A 16,597-nucleotide genomic window follows, 5' to 3' on the forward strand; every position below is an offset into this window, starting at 1 on the left:
CTCAGTCCGGTGGCGTCCTCGGTATCACGGGGATCGCGGCGAGAAGCGCCTTGGTGTAGTCGTCCGACGGATGCCGCAGCACGGCATCCGTGGCGCCGCGTTCCACGATCCTGCCGTCTTTCATCACCACCACCGTGTCTGCGAGGTTCTGCACGACTCCGATGTCATGCGAGACCACGATCAGCGTAAGCTCCTGCTCGCTACGCAGCTGCTCGAGCAGCTCGAGGATCTGGGCGCGCACCGTCACGTCGAGGGCCGACAGCGGCTCATCGCCGACGAGGATCCGCGGCCGGTGGACGATCGCGCGGGCGAGTGCGATGCGCTGCCGTTGACCGCCGGAGAACTCATGCGGGTGGCGTTCGGCCATCTCGGCGTCCAGACCGACCTGCTGCAGCACCTCGCCGACCCGCGCGCGGTGGTCGCCCTCGATGTTCAGCGCCCACAGGGGCTCGGCGATGATGCGCCCGACGCTCATACGCGGGTCGAGGGAGGCGTACGGATCCTGGAACACGAGTCCGGTCTGCCTGCGCAGCCAGTGAAGTGAGCGCGCGGGTGCGGTCGCATCTACCTCCCTGCCGTCCACGAGGATCCTCCCGGTCGTGGGTCGGTCGAGGCCGAGCAGGAGGCGCATGAGAGTCGACTTGCCGGAGCCGGATTCGCCGATGATCCCGACGGACTCTCCGGCCGAGATGGACAGATCGGTGGGGTGCAGGGCCGTCGTGGCACGCGGCCGCTCGAAGAGCGTGCGCGTGGGAAGCGGGAAGATGCGGCTCAGATCCTCGGCGACGATCAAGCTCATATGGGACGTCCTCCTTCCGTGGAGTCGTCGGGGCGCCACAGCGTCGCGGTGGCATCGCGCAGCAGGGCCTGCGTGACGGGGGAGGAGGGCGCCGAGAGCAGCGTTGAAACCGGAGCCGACTCCGCGATCCGGCCGTGCTCGAGCACGATGCCGTGCGTCGCGATCTGCGAGAGCACGGCCAGGTCGTGGGTGATGAAGAGCAGCGACATGCCCTGTTCCTCCACGAGCGAGAGCAGCAGCCGGAGGATGTCGGCCTGGATCGTCACATCGAGAGCCGTCGTCGGCTCGTCGGCGATCAGCAGCCGCGGTCGGCAGGCGAGCGCCGCCGCGATAGCCACTCGCTGCCGCTGCCCGCCGGAGAGCTGGTGGGGGTAGCGGTCCACGATGCTCTCGGGGTCGGGCAGCAGAACCCGCGCGGCCTCGGCGACTGCTCGCAGCCGCGCGTCGCGGCGGCCGAGGCGCTCGTGGATGCGAACGGACTCGGCGATCTGCCGCCCGACCGTGCGGATGGGGTTGAGCGCGGTGCGCGGCTCCTGGAACACCATGCCGATCTCGTCCCCGCGCAACTCGGCGAGCTGCCGGTCGGGCATTCCGATCAGCTCCGCACCGTCCCACCGGATGCTGCCCCGCACGGTCGCCTGTTCGGGAAGCAGCCCCATCACAGCGAGCGCGGTCAGTGATTTGCCCGATCCGGACTCGCCGATCAGGCCGAATCTCTCGCCGTCCGCCACCTCGAATGAGATGCCGTCGACGACGTGCCTTCCGTCGATCTCGATGACCAGGTCGCTGACCACCAGACTCATGCGACCACCCCAGGGGTGTGGGTCTCGGCCGAACGGTGCGAGAGCGTCGGATCGGTGGCCTCGCGCAGGGCGTCGCCGAGCAGGTTGAGACCGAGCACGGTGATGGTGATGGCGAGACCGGGCCACACGACGGTGAGCGGATGCACGCCGATGTAACGCTGCAGATCGGCCAGCAGCACTCCCCACGACGCATCCGCGAGCGAGGCGCCGAACCCCAGGTACGACAGTCCCGCCTCGGCCAGCACTGCGACTGCCATGGACCAGGACAGCTGCACGATGAAGACGGGTGCGATGTTGGGCAGCAGGTGATGAACGAGACTCTGTCCCGAGGTCAGTCCGTTCGCCCGGCCGGCGAGCACGAAGTCGCTCTGCTGCACACGGCGCAGTTCAGGGCGGGTGACGCGGGCGATGCTCACGCCGAAGCCGATGCCGACGGCGAACACCACGACCCACAGCGAGCCGCCCCAGACCGCCGAGATCATCATCGCAATCATCAGCACGGGGAAGGCGATGAGGATGTCGACCAGAACAGCGACCGTCTCGCGCATCCAGCGAGCGGTGAGGGCGCCGAGCGCCGCCAGCAGCACACCCACGAGCGTCGCGACCACGCCGGCGCCGACGGCGACGAACGCGGTGGTGCGTGCACCCGCCATCAGCAGGCTCAGGATGTCGCGGCCGGTGCCGTCGGTGCCCAGGACGTGCGGGAACCCCGGTGCGGCCCACCGCCCGCGGACGTCGGCGAGCATCGGGTCGAACGGGGTCCAGAACGTGGCGACCGCCGCCGTGAGGGCGATGACCAGCACGACCGCGACCCCGAACCTGCCGGGCCCGGAGGACAGCAGCGCGCGAAGCCAGCGGGGAGCCCACCGGCGCTGACGACCCTGCACGGTCGTCATCCCGACTCCCTCTGGCGCGGGTCGATCGCGTGGTGGATCAGGTCCACGACGAAACCGACGATCAGCACGAAACCTGTCAGCACGAGCAGATCCCCCTGCACCTTCACGAGATCGCGAGTGCCGACATCGGCGACCAGCATCCTGCCGATGCCCGGCAGCGTGAACAGCTGTTCGATCACCACCGAACCGACGATGATGCCCGCGACCTGCAGCCCGAGCACTGTGATGATCGAAAGGCCGACGGCGGGGATGCCGTGCCGCACCAGGGCCTGGCGGCGGGTGAGCCCCTTCGCGGCCGCCGTGCGGACGAAGTCCTGCCCGGCGGCCTGCAGCGTCGCGCTGCGTACGAACCGCATGAGCATGGCTCCCTCGACGATGCCGATCGTGAGCGCCGGCAGCAGCAGCGCCTCGAACGCGCGCACCGGGGTCGACCAGCCGGTGCGAGGGAATCCTTGGGCGGGGAGCCAGCCCAGCCAGTGCGCGAAGACGACGACCAGCATCATCCCGGCCCAGATCACGGGGACGGCGGCCACGGCCTGGGCGGTGAAGCTCATGCTCGCTCCACTCGCACGCCCGCGCAGCAATGCCGCCAGGATGCCGAACGGCACAGCGATCAGCAGGGCGATGGTCAGCGCCATGAGCCCGAGAGGAACGGTGACACGGGCCTTCTCGACGAGTTCGGCGCCGACCGATGCGCCGCTGAGCTGCGAGGTGCCGAGATCGCCCCGCAGCACGCCACCGATCCAGTCCAGATACTGGCTGATCAGGGGCCTGTCCAGACCCAGCGATTCGCGCACCGCCGCGACCTGTTCCGGCCCCGCTTGGGTGCCGGCGATCAGCTGCGCCACGTCGCCCGGAAGCACGCGCAGCGTGAGGAAGATCAGCGCGCTCGACACGAGGAGCCCTGCGATGAGCAGGGCTCCTCGTGTGAGCGCGTATCGGAACATGTGTCAGCCGGCTGCGGCTTCGGTCACGCCCGCCAGATCGATGCGAGAGTTGATGGAATCCTGCGGGAAGCCGGAGACCGCGGGGCTCAGCGCCGTGATCGTCTCGCCGTTGTACAGCCAGTCGGCGGCGTGCTCCTCGGAGACGATCCGTGCGGCCTGGGCGAGAAGCTCTGCCGACTTCTCGGCATCCAGCTCCTTCTGCGACCGGGCGTACAGCTCCTGCACCTCGGCGTTGTCGTAGCCGAAGTAGTAGTCGGGGTTCGCGAAGTTCACGAAGTCGCGCGGCTCGACGTGCAGCACGAAGCTGAGGTCGTAGTCGCGGTTGGTGTAGACGTCCTCCAGCCAGGTGGCGAACTCGACGCGGTCGACTTCGAGCGTCACCCCGACCTTCGCGAAGTCCGAGATGAGCACCTGTGCCACCGTCGTGCCGTAGAACGACGGGATGGTCAGGGTCAGGTCCAGCTTCTCGTGCCCCGCCTCCTCCAGCAGCTGCTGCGCCCTCGCGGGGTCGTACGGCGCCACGTCCGACAGATCCTCGTGACCGGGATCGAGCTCCGGGATCGGGCCGTACAGCGTCGTCCCAGCTCCGACCGCCTCCACCAGCCCTTCGTGGTCGATGGCCAGACGGAGCGCCTCGCGCACGCGAACGTCGTCGAGGGGCGCCTTCCCGTTGTTGAAGGCGAGGGTGGCCTTGTCGGTCGTTCGACCGGTGGTGGTCAGGAACTCGCCGGTCTCCTCGAGCTGCGAGACGAGATTGGGATCGACGGCGGTCAGCACGTCCAACGTGCCGTCGAGTGCGGCGTTGACGCCGGCTGTGAAGTCGGGGATGTAGTGGAACACGACCTCGGCGACCCCGGCCTTCTCGCCCCAGTACTCGTCGAAGCGGGCGAAGGTGATCGTGCTGCCCTTGGCCCAGCGCTCGAGCGTGAACGGTCCGGTGCCGTTCTCCGCGGCCTTCAGATCGGTCTCATCACCCGATTTGAACACCAGGCCGGCCGGGCCGGTCAGCGTGAACAGGAAGTTCTGGTCGGGTTCGGTGAGGGTGATCACGACGGTCTTCGCGTCGGGTGCGGTGATCGTGGCGACGCCGGCGAACTCGGCATTGCCCTGCACGGATGCATCCGTCTTCACGGTCTGGTAGGACGCGACGACGTCGGCCGAAGTCAGCGCCGTCCCGTCGTGGAAGGTGATGCCGTCGTTCAATGTGAAGGTGTAGGTGAGGCCGTCGGAGGAGACCTCGTAGTCGGCCGCGAGCCGCGGCTCGACCTCATTGTCCTGCGTGCGGGTGACCAGCCCCTCGTAGATGTTGTCGACGAGGATCTGCTCGAGCGCGGCACCGCTGGTGTGCCGGATGTCCAGGTTGGTCGGCTCGAGCACGAGGCCCACCGAAAGGCTCGCATCGGGGTCGGGAGCGCCGGCACCTGCGGTCGGCTCCGGCGCCGGAGATCCCGTGCAGGCGCTGAGCGCCATCGCGCCTGCGGCGATCGCGCCAATCAGCGCGAGCCGTGAAGCGCGGGCGGACTTGGTGTGTCGGGACATGGTCGGGCGTCCTCTCTGAGGGCTGTGAGGGGTCAGCGCGCGGAGCGCACGAGGGCTTCGGTGACGAGGGATGCGATCGACGCGGGCGCGGTCTCCTGCACGTTGTGCCCCGCTGCGACGGTGAGAACGGCGGCGTCCGGCATCCGGCGTTCGAACGAGGCGACATCGGATGCCTGGAGGAAGCCCTTCTCACCGCGGATGAGCGTGACCGGCGCGCTGACGGCGGTGAGATCGGCCCAGGGGTCGTGGGTGGCATCGGAGTTCGCGCTCTGCAGCGCGTCGAAGGCGTGACCGATGATGTGGGCGAAATGGTGCTTCCATTCCACGCGCCCGTCATCGCGCACGCGGGTGTTGAAGAAGACGCCGCGCTCGGTGTCGGCGCGCGAGCCGCCGAAGCCGAAGGCCTGCGCCCGCTCGACGGCATCCTCGCGGGATGCGAAGTCCGTTGCGCCGGAGTAGAACTCGCGAAGGATCGACGGCGCCGCATCCGTGTCGAGGCCCGGAACGACGTCGACCAGCACGAGCTCCCGCACGAGGGCGGGATGCCTGGCTGCGACAGACGCTGCCACGAGTCCTCCGAGCGAGTGCCCCACCAGGACCTGCGGCCGCGCGGCCCAGGCCTGCAGGCCGGCGGCGACGTCGTGCGCGAGCGTGCTGGGGGAGTAGTCCGCGTCGTCGCGCCAGGAAGAATCGCCGTGTCCGGCGAGATCCAGCACGACGGCCGGACGTCCGAGGAGCAGCACCACTGCATCCCAGGTGTGCGCGTTTAGGCCAGCTCCGTGCACGAAGGTCACTTCAGGCTCGCCCGTGCCGTAGCGCAGCGCGCTCAGCGTCCGGCCGTCCGCAAGTGACAGCGAGACCCGGCTCGCTTCCGGAGTGGAGGTGCCGAACGCGGCAGCCTGACCGGGCAGGTAGCGGAACTCACTGGTGTCTTCGACCACGGGCATATTCTGCTCTTGTGCCGAGCTCAGACGAAATGCGCGAGCGAAGTGTCCGACACAGTCTCGATCGACTGAGCATTAAGCGAAGTGTTCGTGGCAGTGAATTGCCCATCTGCATTTCAATGGTCGGTGGCGCGGCGCAGGTCGTCGCCGAATAGGCTGTAGCCATGAGCGTTACCCAGGTGCATCTCTGCAAGACGGAGCCTGCCGCATATCAGGCGCTGGATGCGTTCTCGAACACCGTCGGCGAGAGCTGCGCCAACCGCATCGTCGCGGGTCGCCATCCGATGAAGGCGTGCGCGTCGCGGTGAGCGCGCTCAGCATCCCGGGCGTCGCCAACCTGCGCGATGTCGGCGGTCTGCCGGCCGGCGCGTCTCGCGTGCGAGCGGGCGTCCTGCTGCGCTCCGGGAACCTCGCACGCCTGCGACCGGAAGGCGAGGAGATTCTGCGTGCGCGTGTTCGGCACGTGATCGACCTGCGCGACGATACCGAAGTCCTCGCAGAGCCGTCCGCCCTCACCGGGGTGCGTACGACCCGCATCCCGCTGTTCCTCGGCTCGGCCGCCTCCTTCTTCGCCGACGACATGAGCCTCGAGGGGATGTACCGCCACCTCGTCGACGACGCGGCCGACCGCCTCGTCGCGGCGATCCGCATCATCGCCGCGGGAGAGCCCACACTCGTGCACTGCACGGTGGGGAAGGACAGGACCGGAGTGACCGTCGCGCTGGCGCTGTCGGCGGTCGGCGTGGACCGAGAAGCGGTGATCGATGACTACGCGCTCACCGCTTCTCAGATGCCCGCGGAGCGGACCAAGGCGATCGTGGACTACTTCCGCACCCACATGCCAGACGCGCGGCACGCGATCGAATTGGCGACGGAGTCTCCGGCGCCGGTGATGCGGAGGCTGCTGGCAGGCATCGACCAGCGTCACGGCTCGATCGCCGGCTACCTGCGTGCGATGGGGATGACGGATGCCGAGCTGGACGCGCTGGGGCGCGCACTGCTCGAGTGAGGTAAGGCAACCCTTCGCTGGTGATACACTGGCTTCATCATGAGCATCGTCGAGACCTCCGCAGGCGCCCGCGCCGCGCGCCGTGCGTCCCGTCGACCGCGCGTGCAGCACCTGATCACGGCCGACGAGCATTCCCTCGCCGAGCTCGAGGCGGTGCTGGCGACGCTGCCGCTGTGCGCTGTCGGCCGAGTCTTCATCGAAGTCCCCGACAGCGACGCCGTGAGCGTCGTCGCCGCCCCGCCGCGCATGACCGTCTCCTGGTTGCCGCGCTCGCGTCGCAGCGGGGCGCCGGGCACCGGTTCGAGATGCGTCGCGGGGCAGGCTCTCACCAGGGCTGCCAACGCCTGGGCCGACGAGATGCTGTGCGGCGACGTCGACTCGCTGCGCACAGAGGTGATCCTGCTCGGCGGGTACCTGAGCACCGCCGACATCGTCGAGCACCTGACCGACGGACTCGGACTGCCCGCCGACGCGATCGACGCGCCTGCGCGCTACGGCCTTCTCACGCGCTGACGCGGCACGTAGCCGCCGTCCTCCAGCCCCGCCTCGATCTCGAAGCGGTTGCGCAGCGGGTCACGCCCCGCGAGCAGGTACAGGAAGGGCATCAGAAACCCGTAGCGCCTCCACTGCCTGCTGTGCACGACCTCATGCCGCAGCACGGCATCCGAGGGATCCGCATCGCCTGTGAGGTAGCACTCGCCGACGCAGACTCCGCCGCGGCCGAAGGTCCACGACGGCATTCCGCGGAACACCCACAGCCCGGCGCGTCGTCGCACCGGACCTGTGCTCCACAGCGATCCCCAGAGGAACCCGACGGCGGTGCCCCATCTGTAGCCGAGGTCGCTGACGGGGGAGCGCAGCAGGAAAGACGGGATGCGCCGATCGGCGCGCCGCCCGGCGGCGAGTACGCGCTCGGCCTCGATGCGCCACGCCTCGGTCATGCGACGGCGCCGATCAAGCGGAGGATCGTGCCCATGTCATGCACGGCATCCGAGGGACTGCGCGGTGCGAAACCGGCGATCGTGGCACCCGCCAGCGGCATCTCGGCTCGGACCGCCTTGATCGCCGCGGTGAGCGCGGCAGCCGTCACGCCGAAGGGCAACGGAGACGACACGCCGTCGAACTCCGCCGGGTCGAGGACGTCGACGTCGATGTGCACCCATGCCCTGGAGGCGCCGGTGTCGCGCATCGCCGCCGCCACCGCGTCCGGTTCGACCTGGGCCGGCGGTATCAGGGAGAGCTGCGAGACCTCCTGGCTCTCCCCGGGGTCGATGCTGCGGGCGCCGAGCATGACGACACGTGACCTGGGCAGTCCCGGCGCCAGCGCGAGCTGCTTCTCGCCCTCACCGAGGATGGCGCGCAGGGCCATGCCCGAGAACGCGCCTGACGGAGACGTCTCGGGATCGTTGATGTCGGGGTGGGCATCGCACCAGAGCAGAGCGAGGTCATCGAGCGTGCGCAGCGCGGACAGGGCGAACACGCTCACGCTGCAGTCGCCGCCGATGACGACGGTGCCCGGCTGCCAGGCGTCTCGCACGAGCTCGCGCACGCGCAGCAGCGAACTCAGTCGATGCACGCCGGTGCCAAGCGACTCGCCTGCCTCGAGCGGCACGTCCAGGGCCACGGTGTCCTTGCGGGGAAGATCGCCGGCGATGGCGCCGGCGCCGTCCACGAGCAGCATCGCCCGTGCCGCGGGCGAGCCCTGCCATTGCGGGGCGATGAGGAATCTGGTCATGCGGTTCTCCGACCGGAGAAGGGGCAGGGCGGATGCCGGATGCCGGCACCCGCCCCGCGCGTCACTCTGCTTCGATCGCGGCCTGCGGCTTGCCGCTTGCCTTGAGCTCGGCGAGGCGGGCCTCGACCTCGGTCAGCTCGCCCAGGTCCTCGAGGCTCTCGAACTGCGCGTCGAGCGAGGACGCCGCGATCTCGGCCTTGCCCTGCGCGATGGCCTCCTGGCGGCGGATCTTGTCTTCGAAGCGACCGAGCTCGCTCGTCGGGTCGAGCACGTTGATCGAGCCGATCGCGTCCTGCACCTTGGTCTGCGCCTCGGCGACCTTGGCGCGCGCGAGCAGCTCGCTGCGCTTCGCCCTGAGCTGCTCGAGCTTCTCCTTCATCCCGTTGAGGCCGCTCTTGAGCTTGTCGACGATCTCGGTCTGCGCGGCGATCTGCGGCTCGGCCGCCTTCGCCTCGCGCTCCTCGCTGATCTGGCGCTGCAACGCGATCTTGGCGAGGCTGTCGAACTTGTCTGCGTCGGCGGTGCTGCCGGCCGTGCGCAGCTCGTCCGCCTTGCGGCTGGCGGCCAGCGCCTTGTTGCCCCACTCGGCGGCGGCCCGCACGTCCTCTTCGTGGTCGCGTTCGAGCAGGCGCAGGTTCCCGATCGTCTCTGCGATCGCCGACTCGGCGTCGGCGATGTTGTTGGTGTAGTCGCGCACCAGCTGGTCGAGCATCTTCTGCGGGTCCTCGGCCTGGTCGAGGAGTGCGTTGATGTTGGCGCGGACGAGCGTGGAGATGCGCCCGAAGATGGATTCCTTGGCCATGTGGTTCTTCCTTTCAGAGGGAGGGTGTGGAGTGGTCGGATTGTGGGGGACGAGGGGTCAGAAGCGACCACCTCCGGAGCGCCCGCTGCGGCCGGACGAGCGACCACCTCCGCCGAAGCCGGAGCTGCGGAACCCTCCGCTCGAACGCCAGCTGCTGCGGCCGCTGCTGCGTGACGAACCGCCTCCCGAGAGCAGGCCGCCGATGATTCCGCCGAGGATGTCGCCGGCGAGGCCGGAGCCGCCGCCGGAGCTCGACCCGAACGGGCCGCCGCCCCAGCCGCCGCCCCAGGTCTCGTTGTAGCGGTTCGGGTCCGCGGCCTCGATGTCTGCGCGCGCCGACGCCGTGGCCTGCGCTGCGAGCTGTCGCGCGCGGTCCGCGGCCGAACGAGCTTCGCTCTGGTTCGTCGAAGCGAGACCGATCGCCTGCGAGAGCGCCTCCTGAGCCTGCGACAGACGCGTCCGCGCGGTGGGACCGACGACGCCCCGCCTGGTCTCGATGAAGTCTCGTGCGGCACGGATCTCGGAGTTCGCCTGGGTGATGGTCTGCTCGAGCATCTGCTGCGCGCGCTGAGCGCGACGCACGCTCTCCTGGCTCTCCGCGATCGCCGCGTCGATCTGCGTGTCGGCCGTCGTCAGAGCGTCCAGCATGCGCTGGGGATTGCGGGCCGAGCTCGACAGGTCGGTCTGCGCCTGCTGCAGCTGCCTCGTCGCGGCCGCTGCTGCGGCGGCGACGGTGCAGGCGGGGTCAGGCAGCTCTCCGGATGCGGCGATGTCGCGCTGCAGCTCGTCGATGAGCTCGTGAGCCTGCTTCTCGATGCCGGCGAGCTCTTCCGCGAGCGAGGTGATCGCCTGCACGAGCTGCGCGGCCTGGGCGACCGACTGCTCGGCTGTACGGATCGCGAACGCCGCTTCACCGGTGTTGTCGACGCCGATCGCCGCAGCCGCGGCGTCGATCGACCGGTCGGCGAGCGCTGCGCGTTCGTTCGCCTGGCTCGGGTTGTCGGCGATCGTGCTGAGTGCGGCCGCGTCATAGCTCTCCATCAGCGATTGCAGGGCCGGCTGCGCCCCGTCGAGAAGCGGCTGCAGCGCGGCCCGTTCCCCGCGCACCCGCTCGAGTTCTGCCGGCGCGTTCGCGGCGAGCCCGCGCAGTTCGTCGAACGCCTCGGTGTTCTGGTCGAGCATCTCGCCGATGTCTTCGCAGAGCCCGATGATGCGGATGTGCCAGGCGCGGCGGTCGTGGACGGTGTCCTCGACCGCGTCGTCCAGCTTCTGCTTGAGGTCGAAGACCTCGCCCATCTTCGCCTTCGCCGCCTCCAGCGCCGCGCTGAACTGCGCGGTGATGCCCTCGCCGAACTGGGCGACGGCGAAGCCGAGTTCCTCTCTGCTGGAGGTGATGGCGTCGTCCGCCTCCACGATGGCCGATCCGGCTCGGCTCTCGACCTGGTCATCGGTGAGGGTCGAGAAGGGATCGTTCGGATCGGGTTTCGCAGGCATCGCACCCCGGCGACGTATCTCGGCATCGCGCCGGGCGCGGATGACGATGCGCGTGACGAGCCAGACGAGCAGCGCCGCCACGACGATCCCGGCGACGATCAGGACTCCGCGCAGCAGTCCGGCGCCCCCGTCGCCCTGCATCTCGTCTGCGGCGAGGATGATCGCCCCGTCCCAGTCGCCCTGCGACAGCAGCGGCTGGATCTTCTGCTCGATGGCATCGAGCTGGCCGTCGCCGATCGGGCCGCCTGCGCCGGCGGAGATGTAATAGGCGCCCTGTTCGACGGCGACGGCCAGCAGATACTGCTCGTCGCCGAGGTTGTTGTTCTGCGCGACAGTGTCCGTCCACTGGATGCGATCGCTCGGCGAGGTGAACTCGTCGACGAACACGACGAACAGCGAGGCATCCGATTGGGTGCTGAGCTCGAGGAGCCGGTCTTCCGCTGCCTGCTTCTCGTTCGCGGTCAGCACCCCCACGACATCGGTCACGTAGCCGGGCTCGAGGTCGACGGGATCGGTGGCGGATGCTGCGGAGGCCGTCAGCGCACCCATCACCGTGCCGACCGTCAGCGCGACCAGCGCCAGCCACCGATACCTCATAGTGATCCCTCCGACCGGCAGCCGAGCCCCATGGGTCGAGTCTATGCATTCGCCCCGACACGCGACAGCTTCGTCAGCCCGAAGAACGTTCGCCATCAGCGGAGCCGCATACGCTGGAAGGCATGCACGACGACAGGTACGGATCCGACGTGCTCGCCGCCGGATGGCGGGAGCGCGGCTTCGCGAAGGCGAGTGACGTGCCGGCCGCGAAGGACCTCGTGGTCGAGGTCGCGGAGGACGGCTACTGCGGCGCAGTCACACGTGTGGAGGCGGGGCTCGTCGAACTCGAGGACTGGAAGGGGCGGCGGCGGAGCTTCCCGCTGGGCGGCGGATTCCTCATCGAAGGGCGGCCCGTCCGGCTCGTCGCGCCCTCGGCGAAGCCGCAGGGAAGCCGTCGCACCGCGTCCGGGTCCTTCGCGGTCACCGACGATCGGGCCAGGGTGGCCCTGCCCAGCCGCATCCTGGTGGAGGGACGGCACGACGCCGAACTCGTCGAGAAGGTGTGGGGTGCCGACCTTCGTGTCGAGGGAGTGGTCGTCGAATACCTGCAGGGCATCGACCTGCTCGACGAGCTCCTCGCTGAGGCGCCGCCGAATCGTACGCGGCGCTACGGAGTGCTGGTCGACCACCTGGTCCCCGGCTCGAAGGAGTCGCGCGTCGTCGAGCGGATCATGCGCGGTCCGCACGGAGCGCACCTGAAGATCGTGGGGCACCCCTTCATCGACGTGTGGCAGTGCGTGACGCCCGCGGCGATGGGCATCCGCGCGTGGCCGCAGATTCCGCGCGGCACCGATTGGAAGACGGGCATCTGTCGGGCGTTCGGCTGGCCGGCGAACGACCAGACCGACATCGCGCACGCCTGGAAGCGGATCCTTTCCAGGGTGACCACCTTCCGCGACCTGGAGCCCGCCCTGCTCGGGCGCGTGGAGGAGCTCATCGACTTCGTCACCGATCCGAGCGCAGGGCACTGACACGCCGCTCCGCTACCCTGGGGGGATGCCAGAACCCCGCACCTTCCGCGACGAACCGGTCTCCTTCGTACGCCGCAGCGGCCGCATGTCCGAGGCGCAGGAGCGGGCATTCGCCGAACTCGCGCCTCGGTATCTGCTCGACGTGCCGAGGGACGTCGCGCACACGTCCGTCCACCCGGACGCGCGGCTCGATCCGGCATCCGCTTACGGACGCACGGCACGGTTGATCGTCGAGATCGGCTCCGGCCAGGGACACGCCATCGTCTCCGCGGCATCCGCCCGCCCCGAGGACGACTTCCTCGCGGTCGAGGTCTTCCGTGCCGGGCTCGCCCGCACCATGCTCGACGCCGACAAGGCGGGTGCACGCAACCTACGGCTAATCGAGGCGAATGCTCCCGAGGTGCTGTCGACATTCCTGCCGGAGAGCGCGGCATCCGAGGTGTGGATCTTCTTCCCCGACCCCTGGCACAAGAAGCGTCACACCAAGCGTCGCCTCGTGCGAACAGGATTCCCGGCGACGGCGGCTCGCGCGATCGCGGACGACGGAGTGCTGCGCCTCGCCACCGACTGGGAGGATTACGCCGTGCAGATGCGCGAGGTGCTGGACGCGTCACCCCAGTTCGAGCGGGCGTTCGACGGTGACTGGGCCGAGCGGTTCGAGGGGCGTGTGATGACGGCGTTCGAACGGAAGGGCATCGCGAAGGGCCGCGAGATCCGGGACCTGACCTATCGCAAGGTGCGCGGGGCGTGACAGCCGCGGCGTGGCGGAGCCTCGCACCCGCCGTGCTCGTGTGCCTGGCCGCGCCGGCGTTCTTCGTGTTCGGCTGGACCATGGCGGGCTGGATCCTGCTCGCGGCGGGCGTCGGCGCCGGGGTGCTGGTCGAGCGGTCGTCGCCGGCGGCGATGCGTGTCGCCGCGGGAGCACAGCCCGAGCGCCCGCATCCGGGTGATGGGAACCGCGGACCCTCGCTGACCCGCGACCTCGGCCTGATCGCGATCGGCCTGCTCATCGTGCACGCCATCCCGCTTGCCGCAGAACTCGACAACCTCGCGATGCTGCGTTTCACGCTCGCACTCGGGGGAGCGGTGGCGGTTCCGTATGTGATCTCGCGGTTCGTCTTCCGCCACAGGGCCATCTCGTTCCCCTGGCGGGCGCACCGCCGATGGACGCGGCTGCAGTGGGGGTGGCTGGTCGCCGTGCTCGTGCTGGGCTGGCTGATCCTCCCCTTCTACTTCATCACCAGCGGCGTCTATCTGAACTGGCCCGTCGTCGACACGCCGGATCTCATCGCCCGGCTCTTCGTGGGTGTCGGAGCGGTCGGCATCTGGGACGAGCTGTTCTTCATCTGCACCGTGTTCGCACTGCTGCGCCGACACTTCCCCGACTCCGTCGCCAACGTGCTGCAGGCGATCGTGTTCGTGTCGTTCCTGTGGGAGCTGGGCTATCGGGCGTGGGGTCCGGTGCTCACCATCCCGTTCGCGCTGCTGCAGGGCTTCATCTTTCTTCGCACCCACTCGTTGGCGTACGTCGTGACGGTGCATCTGCTGTTCGACGCCGTGGTGTTCGCTGTGCTCGTGCACGCGCACAACCCCGGTCTGCTCCCCCTGTTCCTGGTCTGAGCGTTGTCCCGCCGGGCGGCGGGGAGGAGAATCGACGGATGCTGATCGCAGGGCTGGTCCTCGCCGCACTCGGCGGCGCCTTCCACGTCTACATCTTCGTGCTGGAGTCCCTGCGATGGACCGCACCGGCCACGCGACGCATCTTCGGCGTGCGCAGCGAGGCGGATGCGCACATCACCCGCCAGCTGGCTTTCAACCAGGGCTTCTACAACCTCTTCCTGGCCATCGCGGCGTTCACCGGGATCGCGTTCGCCACCGCCGGGCAGATCACAGCAGGGCTCGCGCTCACGCTCGCCGCGACGGGGATTATGGCGGCCGCGGCGCTCGTGCTGGTGCTGTCGGATGGCTCGAAGCTGCGGGCTGCACTGCTGCAGGGCGGGCTGCCGCTGCTGGCCATCGTCGCGCTCGTCGTCTCCGTGGCCTGACCGCGGCGCCCGGATGCCGGGTGACGGTGCCGACGGCGCGCGCGGATGAGAAGCTTGAAGGATGCACAATCCGACCGCGACCGCCGAAGCGCTCAGTGACGCGGAGATCCGCCGCATCCGCGACGATTTCCCGATCCTGGAGACGCAGGTGAACGGGCATCCGCTCGTCTACCTCGACTCGGGCGCGACTTCGCAGAGGCCGCTGGCCGTGCTGGACGCGGAACGCGAGTATCTGTCGACGCTGAACGCCGCCGTGCACCGCGGCGCGCACACTCTCGCCGCAGAGGCGACCGAGGCCTTCGAAGACGCGCGCACGACTCTTGCCCGGTTCGTCGGGGCCGACGACGACGAGATCGTCTGGACCTCGAACGCCACCGAGGCGATCAACCTGGTCGCCTACTCGCTGTCGAACGCCTCGATGGGTCGCGGTGGATCCGAATCCGACCGTCTTCGCCTCGGCGATGGCGACGAGATCGTGACGACGGAGATGGAGCATCACGCCAACCTGATCCCGTGGCAGGAGCTCGCGGCTCGCACGGGGGCCACTCTGCGCGTGATCCCGCTCGACGACGACGGTGCGCTGAGTCTCGAGGAGGCCGCGCGCCTGCTCAGGCCGCGCACGCGGATGGTCGCCGTGACGCACGTCTCGAACGTGCTCGGCATCGTCAACCCTGTCGAGCAGATCATCGCGGCCGCTCACGACGTGGGTGCCATGGTGCTGCTCGACGCCTGCCAGTCGGCGCCGCACCTTCCGCTGGATCTGCACGCGCTGGACGTCGACTTCGCCGTGCTGTCGGGGCACAAGATGCTCGGCCCGACAGGCATCGGCGCGCTGTACGGGCGGCGCGAGCTGCTCGAGGCGATGCCGCCCTTCCTCACCGGCGGATCGATGATCACGACTGTCACCACGACCGAGGCGACATATCTGCCTCCGCCGCAGCGCTTCGAGGCGGGCACGCAGCGGGTCTCCCAGGCCGTCGCGCTCGCCGCAGCCGTGCGATATCTCGATTCCATCGGCATGGCGCGGATCGCGGCGCACGAAGCCGAGATGGGGGCGGCGCTGATCGAGGGACTGTCCGCGATCGACGGCGTGCGCGTGCTGGGCGCCGGTATCGGCCGGTCGCGGGTCGGGCTGGCGAGTTTCGACGTCGCCGGCGTTCACGCGCACGACGTCGGGCAGATCCTGGACGACTCCGGCATCGCGGTGCGCGTCGGGCATCACTGCGCTCAGCCGCTGCATCGCCGTTTGGGCATCACCGCGTCCACACGCGCCAGCGCGTATGTGTACACGACGCGCGATGAGGTGGATGCCGTGATCGCCGGTGTCATACGGGCCGTCGAGTTCTTCGGGAGGGCACGATGACCTCATCCGACATGCAGGGTCTGTACCAGGAGCTGATCCTCGATCACTCCCGATCGCCGCACGGTTACGGATTGCGCGGCGAGACGACCGCACAGTCGCACCAGGTGAACCCGACGTGCGGCGATGAGATCACGCTGCAGATCCACCGTGCGGCGGACGGCACGATCGAAGCAGTGGCGTGGGAGGGGCACGGCTGCGCGATCTCGCAGGCGTCGGCTTCGCTCTTCGCCGAACTCGTCGAAGGGATGCCGGAGGCGGAGGTCTCGCAGCGCATCGACGTCTTCCGCGAGGCCATGCGCTCGCGCGGCAGGATCGAGCCCGACCCGGAGCTGCTCGGTGATGCCGCGGCGCTTGGAGGAGTGTCGAAGTACGTCGCGAGGGTCAAGTGCGCCATGCTCGCCTGGGTGGCGGCGGAGGACGCTCTGCGCAAGGGCTGATCCGATCCTCGCGGACTGCGCGCGTGGATCGGGGCGCGCGTCCGCGAATGATAGGCTCATTGAGTTCGCCTCCGTAGCTCAGCGGATAGAGCGCCGGTTTCCGGTACCGTAGGTCGCAGGTTCGATTCCTGTCGGGGGCACGAACGTCGAAGCGGGCCGCCCGGAGGGTGGCCCGCTTCGACGTTCTACACCCCACCCCAGACGGGCCCCGCCGGC

The 16,597-nt window shown here is 69.2% G+C and carries 19 protein-coding genes and 1 tRNA gene; 10 read left to right on the forward strand and 10 right to left on the reverse strand.

Features of this window, described 5'->3' with window-relative positions; genetic code table 11:
• Position 1: 1 nt before the first annotated feature.
• Genes RIN43_RS06635 through RIN43_RS06660 form a run of 6 tightly spaced genes read right to left on the reverse strand, consistent with a single transcriptional unit; the run spans position 2 to position 5,931 of the window.
• Positions 2–799, reverse strand: a complete 798-nt coding sequence (locus RIN43_RS06635; RefSeq protein ID WP_309128096.1) for an ATP-binding cassette domain-containing protein — start codon at positions 797–799, stop codon at positions 2–4.
• Positions 796–1,602 carry an ABC transporter ATP-binding protein gene (locus RIN43_RS06640; RefSeq protein ID WP_309128097.1) on the reverse strand — a complete coding sequence of 269 codons (807 nt, stop codon included), beginning with the start codon at positions 1,600–1,602 and terminating at the stop codon, positions 796–798. The genes RIN43_RS06635 and RIN43_RS06640 overlap by 4 nt, the downstream gene beginning before the upstream one ends.
• Positions 1,599–2,498, reverse strand: coding sequence for an ABC transporter permease (locus tag RIN43_RS06645; RefSeq protein ID WP_309128098.1), 900 nt, complete (start codon positions 2,496–2,498; stop codon positions 1,599–1,601). Before RIN43_RS06645 ends, RIN43_RS06640 begins: the two co-directional genes overlap by 4 nt.
• Positions 2,495–3,445, reverse strand: a complete 951-nt coding sequence (locus RIN43_RS06650; protein ID WP_309128099.1) for an ABC transporter permease — start codon at positions 3,443–3,445, stop codon at positions 2,495–2,497. Before RIN43_RS06650 ends, RIN43_RS06645 begins: the two co-directional genes overlap by 4 nt.
• A 3-nt stretch (positions 3,446–3,448) precedes the next feature.
• On the reverse strand, positions 3,449–4,984 hold the full coding sequence (locus RIN43_RS06655) for an ABC transporter substrate-binding protein (RefSeq protein WP_309128100.1): 1,536 nt from the start codon (positions 4,982–4,984) through the stop codon (positions 3,449–3,451).
• 32 nt (positions 4,985–5,016) lie between these two features.
• Positions 5,017–5,931: an alpha/beta hydrolase gene (locus RIN43_RS06660; protein WP_309128101.1), complete on the reverse strand. Its 915-nt coding sequence runs from the start codon at positions 5,929–5,931 to the stop codon at positions 5,017–5,019.
• Between the two features lie 161 nt (positions 5,932–6,092).
• Between RIN43_RS06660 and RIN43_RS06665 the strand changes: the two genes are divergently transcribed.
• Genes RIN43_RS06665 through RIN43_RS06675 form a run of 3 tightly spaced genes read left to right on the forward strand, consistent with a single transcriptional unit; the run spans position 6,093 to position 7,450 of the window.
• The gene (locus tag RIN43_RS06665; RefSeq protein WP_309128102.1) at positions 6,093–6,236 is read left to right on the forward strand and encodes a hypothetical protein; all 144 of its coding nucleotides are present in this window, start codon (positions 6,093–6,095) and stop codon (positions 6,234–6,236) included.
• Positions 6,233–6,937 (forward strand): tyrosine-protein phosphatase, encoded by a 705-nt coding sequence (locus tag RIN43_RS06670; protein ID WP_309128103.1) that lies wholly within the window; start codon positions 6,233–6,235, stop codon positions 6,935–6,937. The genes RIN43_RS06665 and RIN43_RS06670 overlap by 4 nt, the downstream gene beginning before the upstream one ends.
• A gap of 39 nt (positions 6,938–6,976) precedes the next feature.
• A complete protein-coding gene (locus RIN43_RS06675; RefSeq protein WP_309128104.1) occupies positions 6,977–7,450 on the forward strand; it encodes an SIP domain-containing protein in 474 nt (157 codons plus the stop codon).
• On the opposite strand, the gene RIN43_RS06680 is transcribed toward RIN43_RS06675, so the two are convergent.
• The 4 genes from RIN43_RS06680 to RIN43_RS06695 form a co-directional block, all read right to left on the reverse strand.
• On the reverse strand, positions 7,429–7,878 hold the full coding sequence (locus RIN43_RS06680; protein ID WP_309128105.1) for a Fe-S oxidoreductase: 450 nt from the start codon (positions 7,876–7,878) through the stop codon (positions 7,429–7,431). The two genes, RIN43_RS06675 and RIN43_RS06680, sit on opposite strands and share 22 nt — an antisense overlap.
• Positions 7,875–8,672 carry an arginase family protein gene (locus RIN43_RS06685; RefSeq protein ID WP_309128106.1) on the reverse strand — a complete coding sequence of 266 codons (798 nt, stop codon included), beginning with the start codon at positions 8,670–8,672 and terminating at the stop codon, positions 7,875–7,877. Before RIN43_RS06685 ends, RIN43_RS06680 begins: the two co-directional genes overlap by 4 nt.
• A gap of 61 nt (positions 8,673–8,733) precedes the next feature.
• On the reverse strand, positions 8,734–9,474 hold the full coding sequence (locus RIN43_RS06690; protein ID WP_309128107.1) for a PspA/IM30 family protein: 741 nt from the start codon (positions 9,472–9,474) through the stop codon (positions 8,734–8,736).
• Positions 9,475–9,531: 57 nt separating this feature from the next.
• On the reverse strand, positions 9,532–11,565 hold the full coding sequence (locus RIN43_RS06695; protein ID WP_309128108.1) for a TPM domain-containing protein: 2,034 nt from the start codon (positions 11,563–11,565) through the stop codon (positions 9,532–9,534).
• A gap of 122 nt (positions 11,566–11,687) precedes the next feature.
• Here RIN43_RS06695 and RIN43_RS06700 point away from each other — a divergent pair, with 122 nt between their 5' ends.
• From RIN43_RS06700 to RIN43_RS06730, 7 genes are all read left to right on the forward strand, one after another.
• On the forward strand, positions 11,688–12,536 hold the full coding sequence (locus RIN43_RS06700) for a DUF3097 domain-containing protein (RefSeq protein WP_309128109.1): 849 nt from the start codon (positions 11,688–11,690) through the stop codon (positions 12,534–12,536).
• Between the two features lie 25 nt (positions 12,537–12,561).
• Positions 12,562–13,287, forward strand: coding sequence for a tRNA (guanosine(46)-N7)-methyltransferase TrmB (trmB, locus tag RIN43_RS06705; RefSeq protein ID WP_309128110.1), 726 nt, complete (start codon positions 12,562–12,564; stop codon positions 13,285–13,287).
• Positions 13,284–14,156 (forward strand): type II CAAX prenyl endopeptidase Rce1 family protein, encoded by an 873-nt coding sequence (locus tag RIN43_RS06710; protein WP_309128111.1) that lies wholly within the window; start codon positions 13,284–13,286, stop codon positions 14,154–14,156. Before trmB ends, RIN43_RS06710 begins: the two co-directional genes overlap by 4 nt.
• Positions 14,157–14,194: 38 nt before the next feature.
• Entirely contained in the window at positions 14,195–14,581 is a 387-nt protein-coding gene (locus RIN43_RS06715; RefSeq protein ID WP_309128112.1) for a DUF1304 domain-containing protein, read from the forward strand.
• 61 nt (positions 14,582–14,642) lie between these two features.
• Positions 14,643–15,944 (forward strand): cysteine desulfurase, encoded by a 1,302-nt coding sequence (locus tag RIN43_RS06720; RefSeq protein ID WP_309128113.1) that lies wholly within the window; start codon positions 14,643–14,645, stop codon positions 15,942–15,944.
• Entirely contained in the window at positions 15,941–16,381 is a 441-nt protein-coding gene (gene sufU, locus RIN43_RS06725; RefSeq protein WP_309128114.1) for a Fe-S cluster assembly sulfur transfer protein SufU, read from the forward strand. The genes RIN43_RS06720 and sufU overlap by 4 nt, the downstream gene beginning before the upstream one ends.
• 67 nt (positions 16,382–16,448) lie before the next feature.
• Positions 16,449–16,521, forward strand: a tRNA-Arg gene (locus tag RIN43_RS06730).
• Positions 16,522–16,597 lie beyond the last annotated feature (76 nt).

Origin of the sequence: Microbacterium sp., assembly GCF_031178445.1 — a bacterium.
Classification (GTDB): domain Bacteria; phylum Actinomycetota; class Actinomycetes; order Actinomycetales; family Microbacteriaceae; genus Microbacterium.

What these genes read in the sequence shown, in the direction of transcription:
- RIN43_RS06700 (WP_309128109.1), top strand. Translation starts at nt 11,688, where the DNA reads ATGCACGACGACAGGTACGGATCCGACGTGCTCGCCGCCGGATGGCGG.
- RIN43_RS06680 (WP_309128105.1), bottom strand. Translation starts at nt 7,878, where the DNA reads ATGACCGAGGCGTGGCGCATCGAGGCCGAGCGCGTACTCGCCGCCGGG.
- RIN43_RS06720 (WP_309128113.1), top strand. Translation starts at nt 14,643, where the DNA reads ATGCACAATCCGACCGCGACCGCCGAAGCGCTCAGTGACGCGGAGATC.
- sufU (WP_309128114.1), top strand. Translation starts at nt 15,941, where the DNA reads ATGACCTCATCCGACATGCAGGGTCTGTACCAGGAGCTGATCCTCGAT.
- RIN43_RS06660 (WP_309128101.1), bottom strand. Translation starts at nt 5,931, where the DNA reads ATGCCCGTGGTCGAAGACACCAGTGAGTTCCGCTACCTGCCCGGTCAG.
- RIN43_RS06715 (WP_309128112.1), top strand. Translation starts at nt 14,195, where the DNA reads ATGCTGATCGCAGGGCTGGTCCTCGCCGCACTCGGCGGCGCCTTCCAC.
- RIN43_RS06695 (WP_309128108.1), bottom strand. Translation starts at nt 11,565, where the DNA reads ATGAGGTATCGGTGGCTGGCGCTGGTCGCGCTGACGGTCGGCACGGTG.
- RIN43_RS06665 (WP_309128102.1), top strand. Translation starts at nt 6,093, where the DNA reads ATGAGCGTTACCCAGGTGCATCTCTGCAAGACGGAGCCTGCCGCATAT.
- RIN43_RS06645 (WP_309128098.1), bottom strand. Translation starts at nt 2,498, where the DNA reads ATGACGACCGTGCAGGGTCGTCAGCGCCGGTGGGCTCCCCGCTGGCTT.
- RIN43_RS06650 (WP_309128099.1), bottom strand. Translation starts at nt 3,445, where the DNA reads ATGTTCCGATACGCGCTCACACGAGGAGCCCTGCTCATCGCAGGGCTC.
- RIN43_RS06640 (WP_309128097.1), bottom strand. Translation starts at nt 1,602, where the DNA reads ATGAGTCTGGTGGTCAGCGACCTGGTCATCGAGATCGACGGAAGGCAC.
- trmB (WP_309128110.1), top strand. Translation starts at nt 12,562, where the DNA reads ATGCCAGAACCCCGCACCTTCCGCGACGAACCGGTCTCCTTCGTACGC.
- RIN43_RS06690 (WP_309128107.1), bottom strand. Translation starts at nt 9,474, where the DNA reads ATGGCCAAGGAATCCATCTTCGGGCGCATCTCCACGCTCGTCCGCGCC.
- RIN43_RS06685 (WP_309128106.1), bottom strand. Translation starts at nt 8,672, where the DNA reads ATGACCAGATTCCTCATCGCCCCGCAATGGCAGGGCTCGCCCGCGGCA.
- RIN43_RS06655 (WP_309128100.1), bottom strand. Translation starts at nt 4,984, where the DNA reads ATGTCCCGACACACCAAGTCCGCCCGCGCTTCACGGCTCGCGCTGATT.
- RIN43_RS06675 (WP_309128104.1), top strand. Translation starts at nt 6,977, where the DNA reads ATGAGCATCGTCGAGACCTCCGCAGGCGCCCGCGCCGCGCGCCGTGCG.
- RIN43_RS06635 (WP_309128096.1), bottom strand. Translation starts at nt 799, where the DNA reads ATGAGCTTGATCGTCGCCGAGGATCTGAGCCGCATCTTCCCGCTTCCC.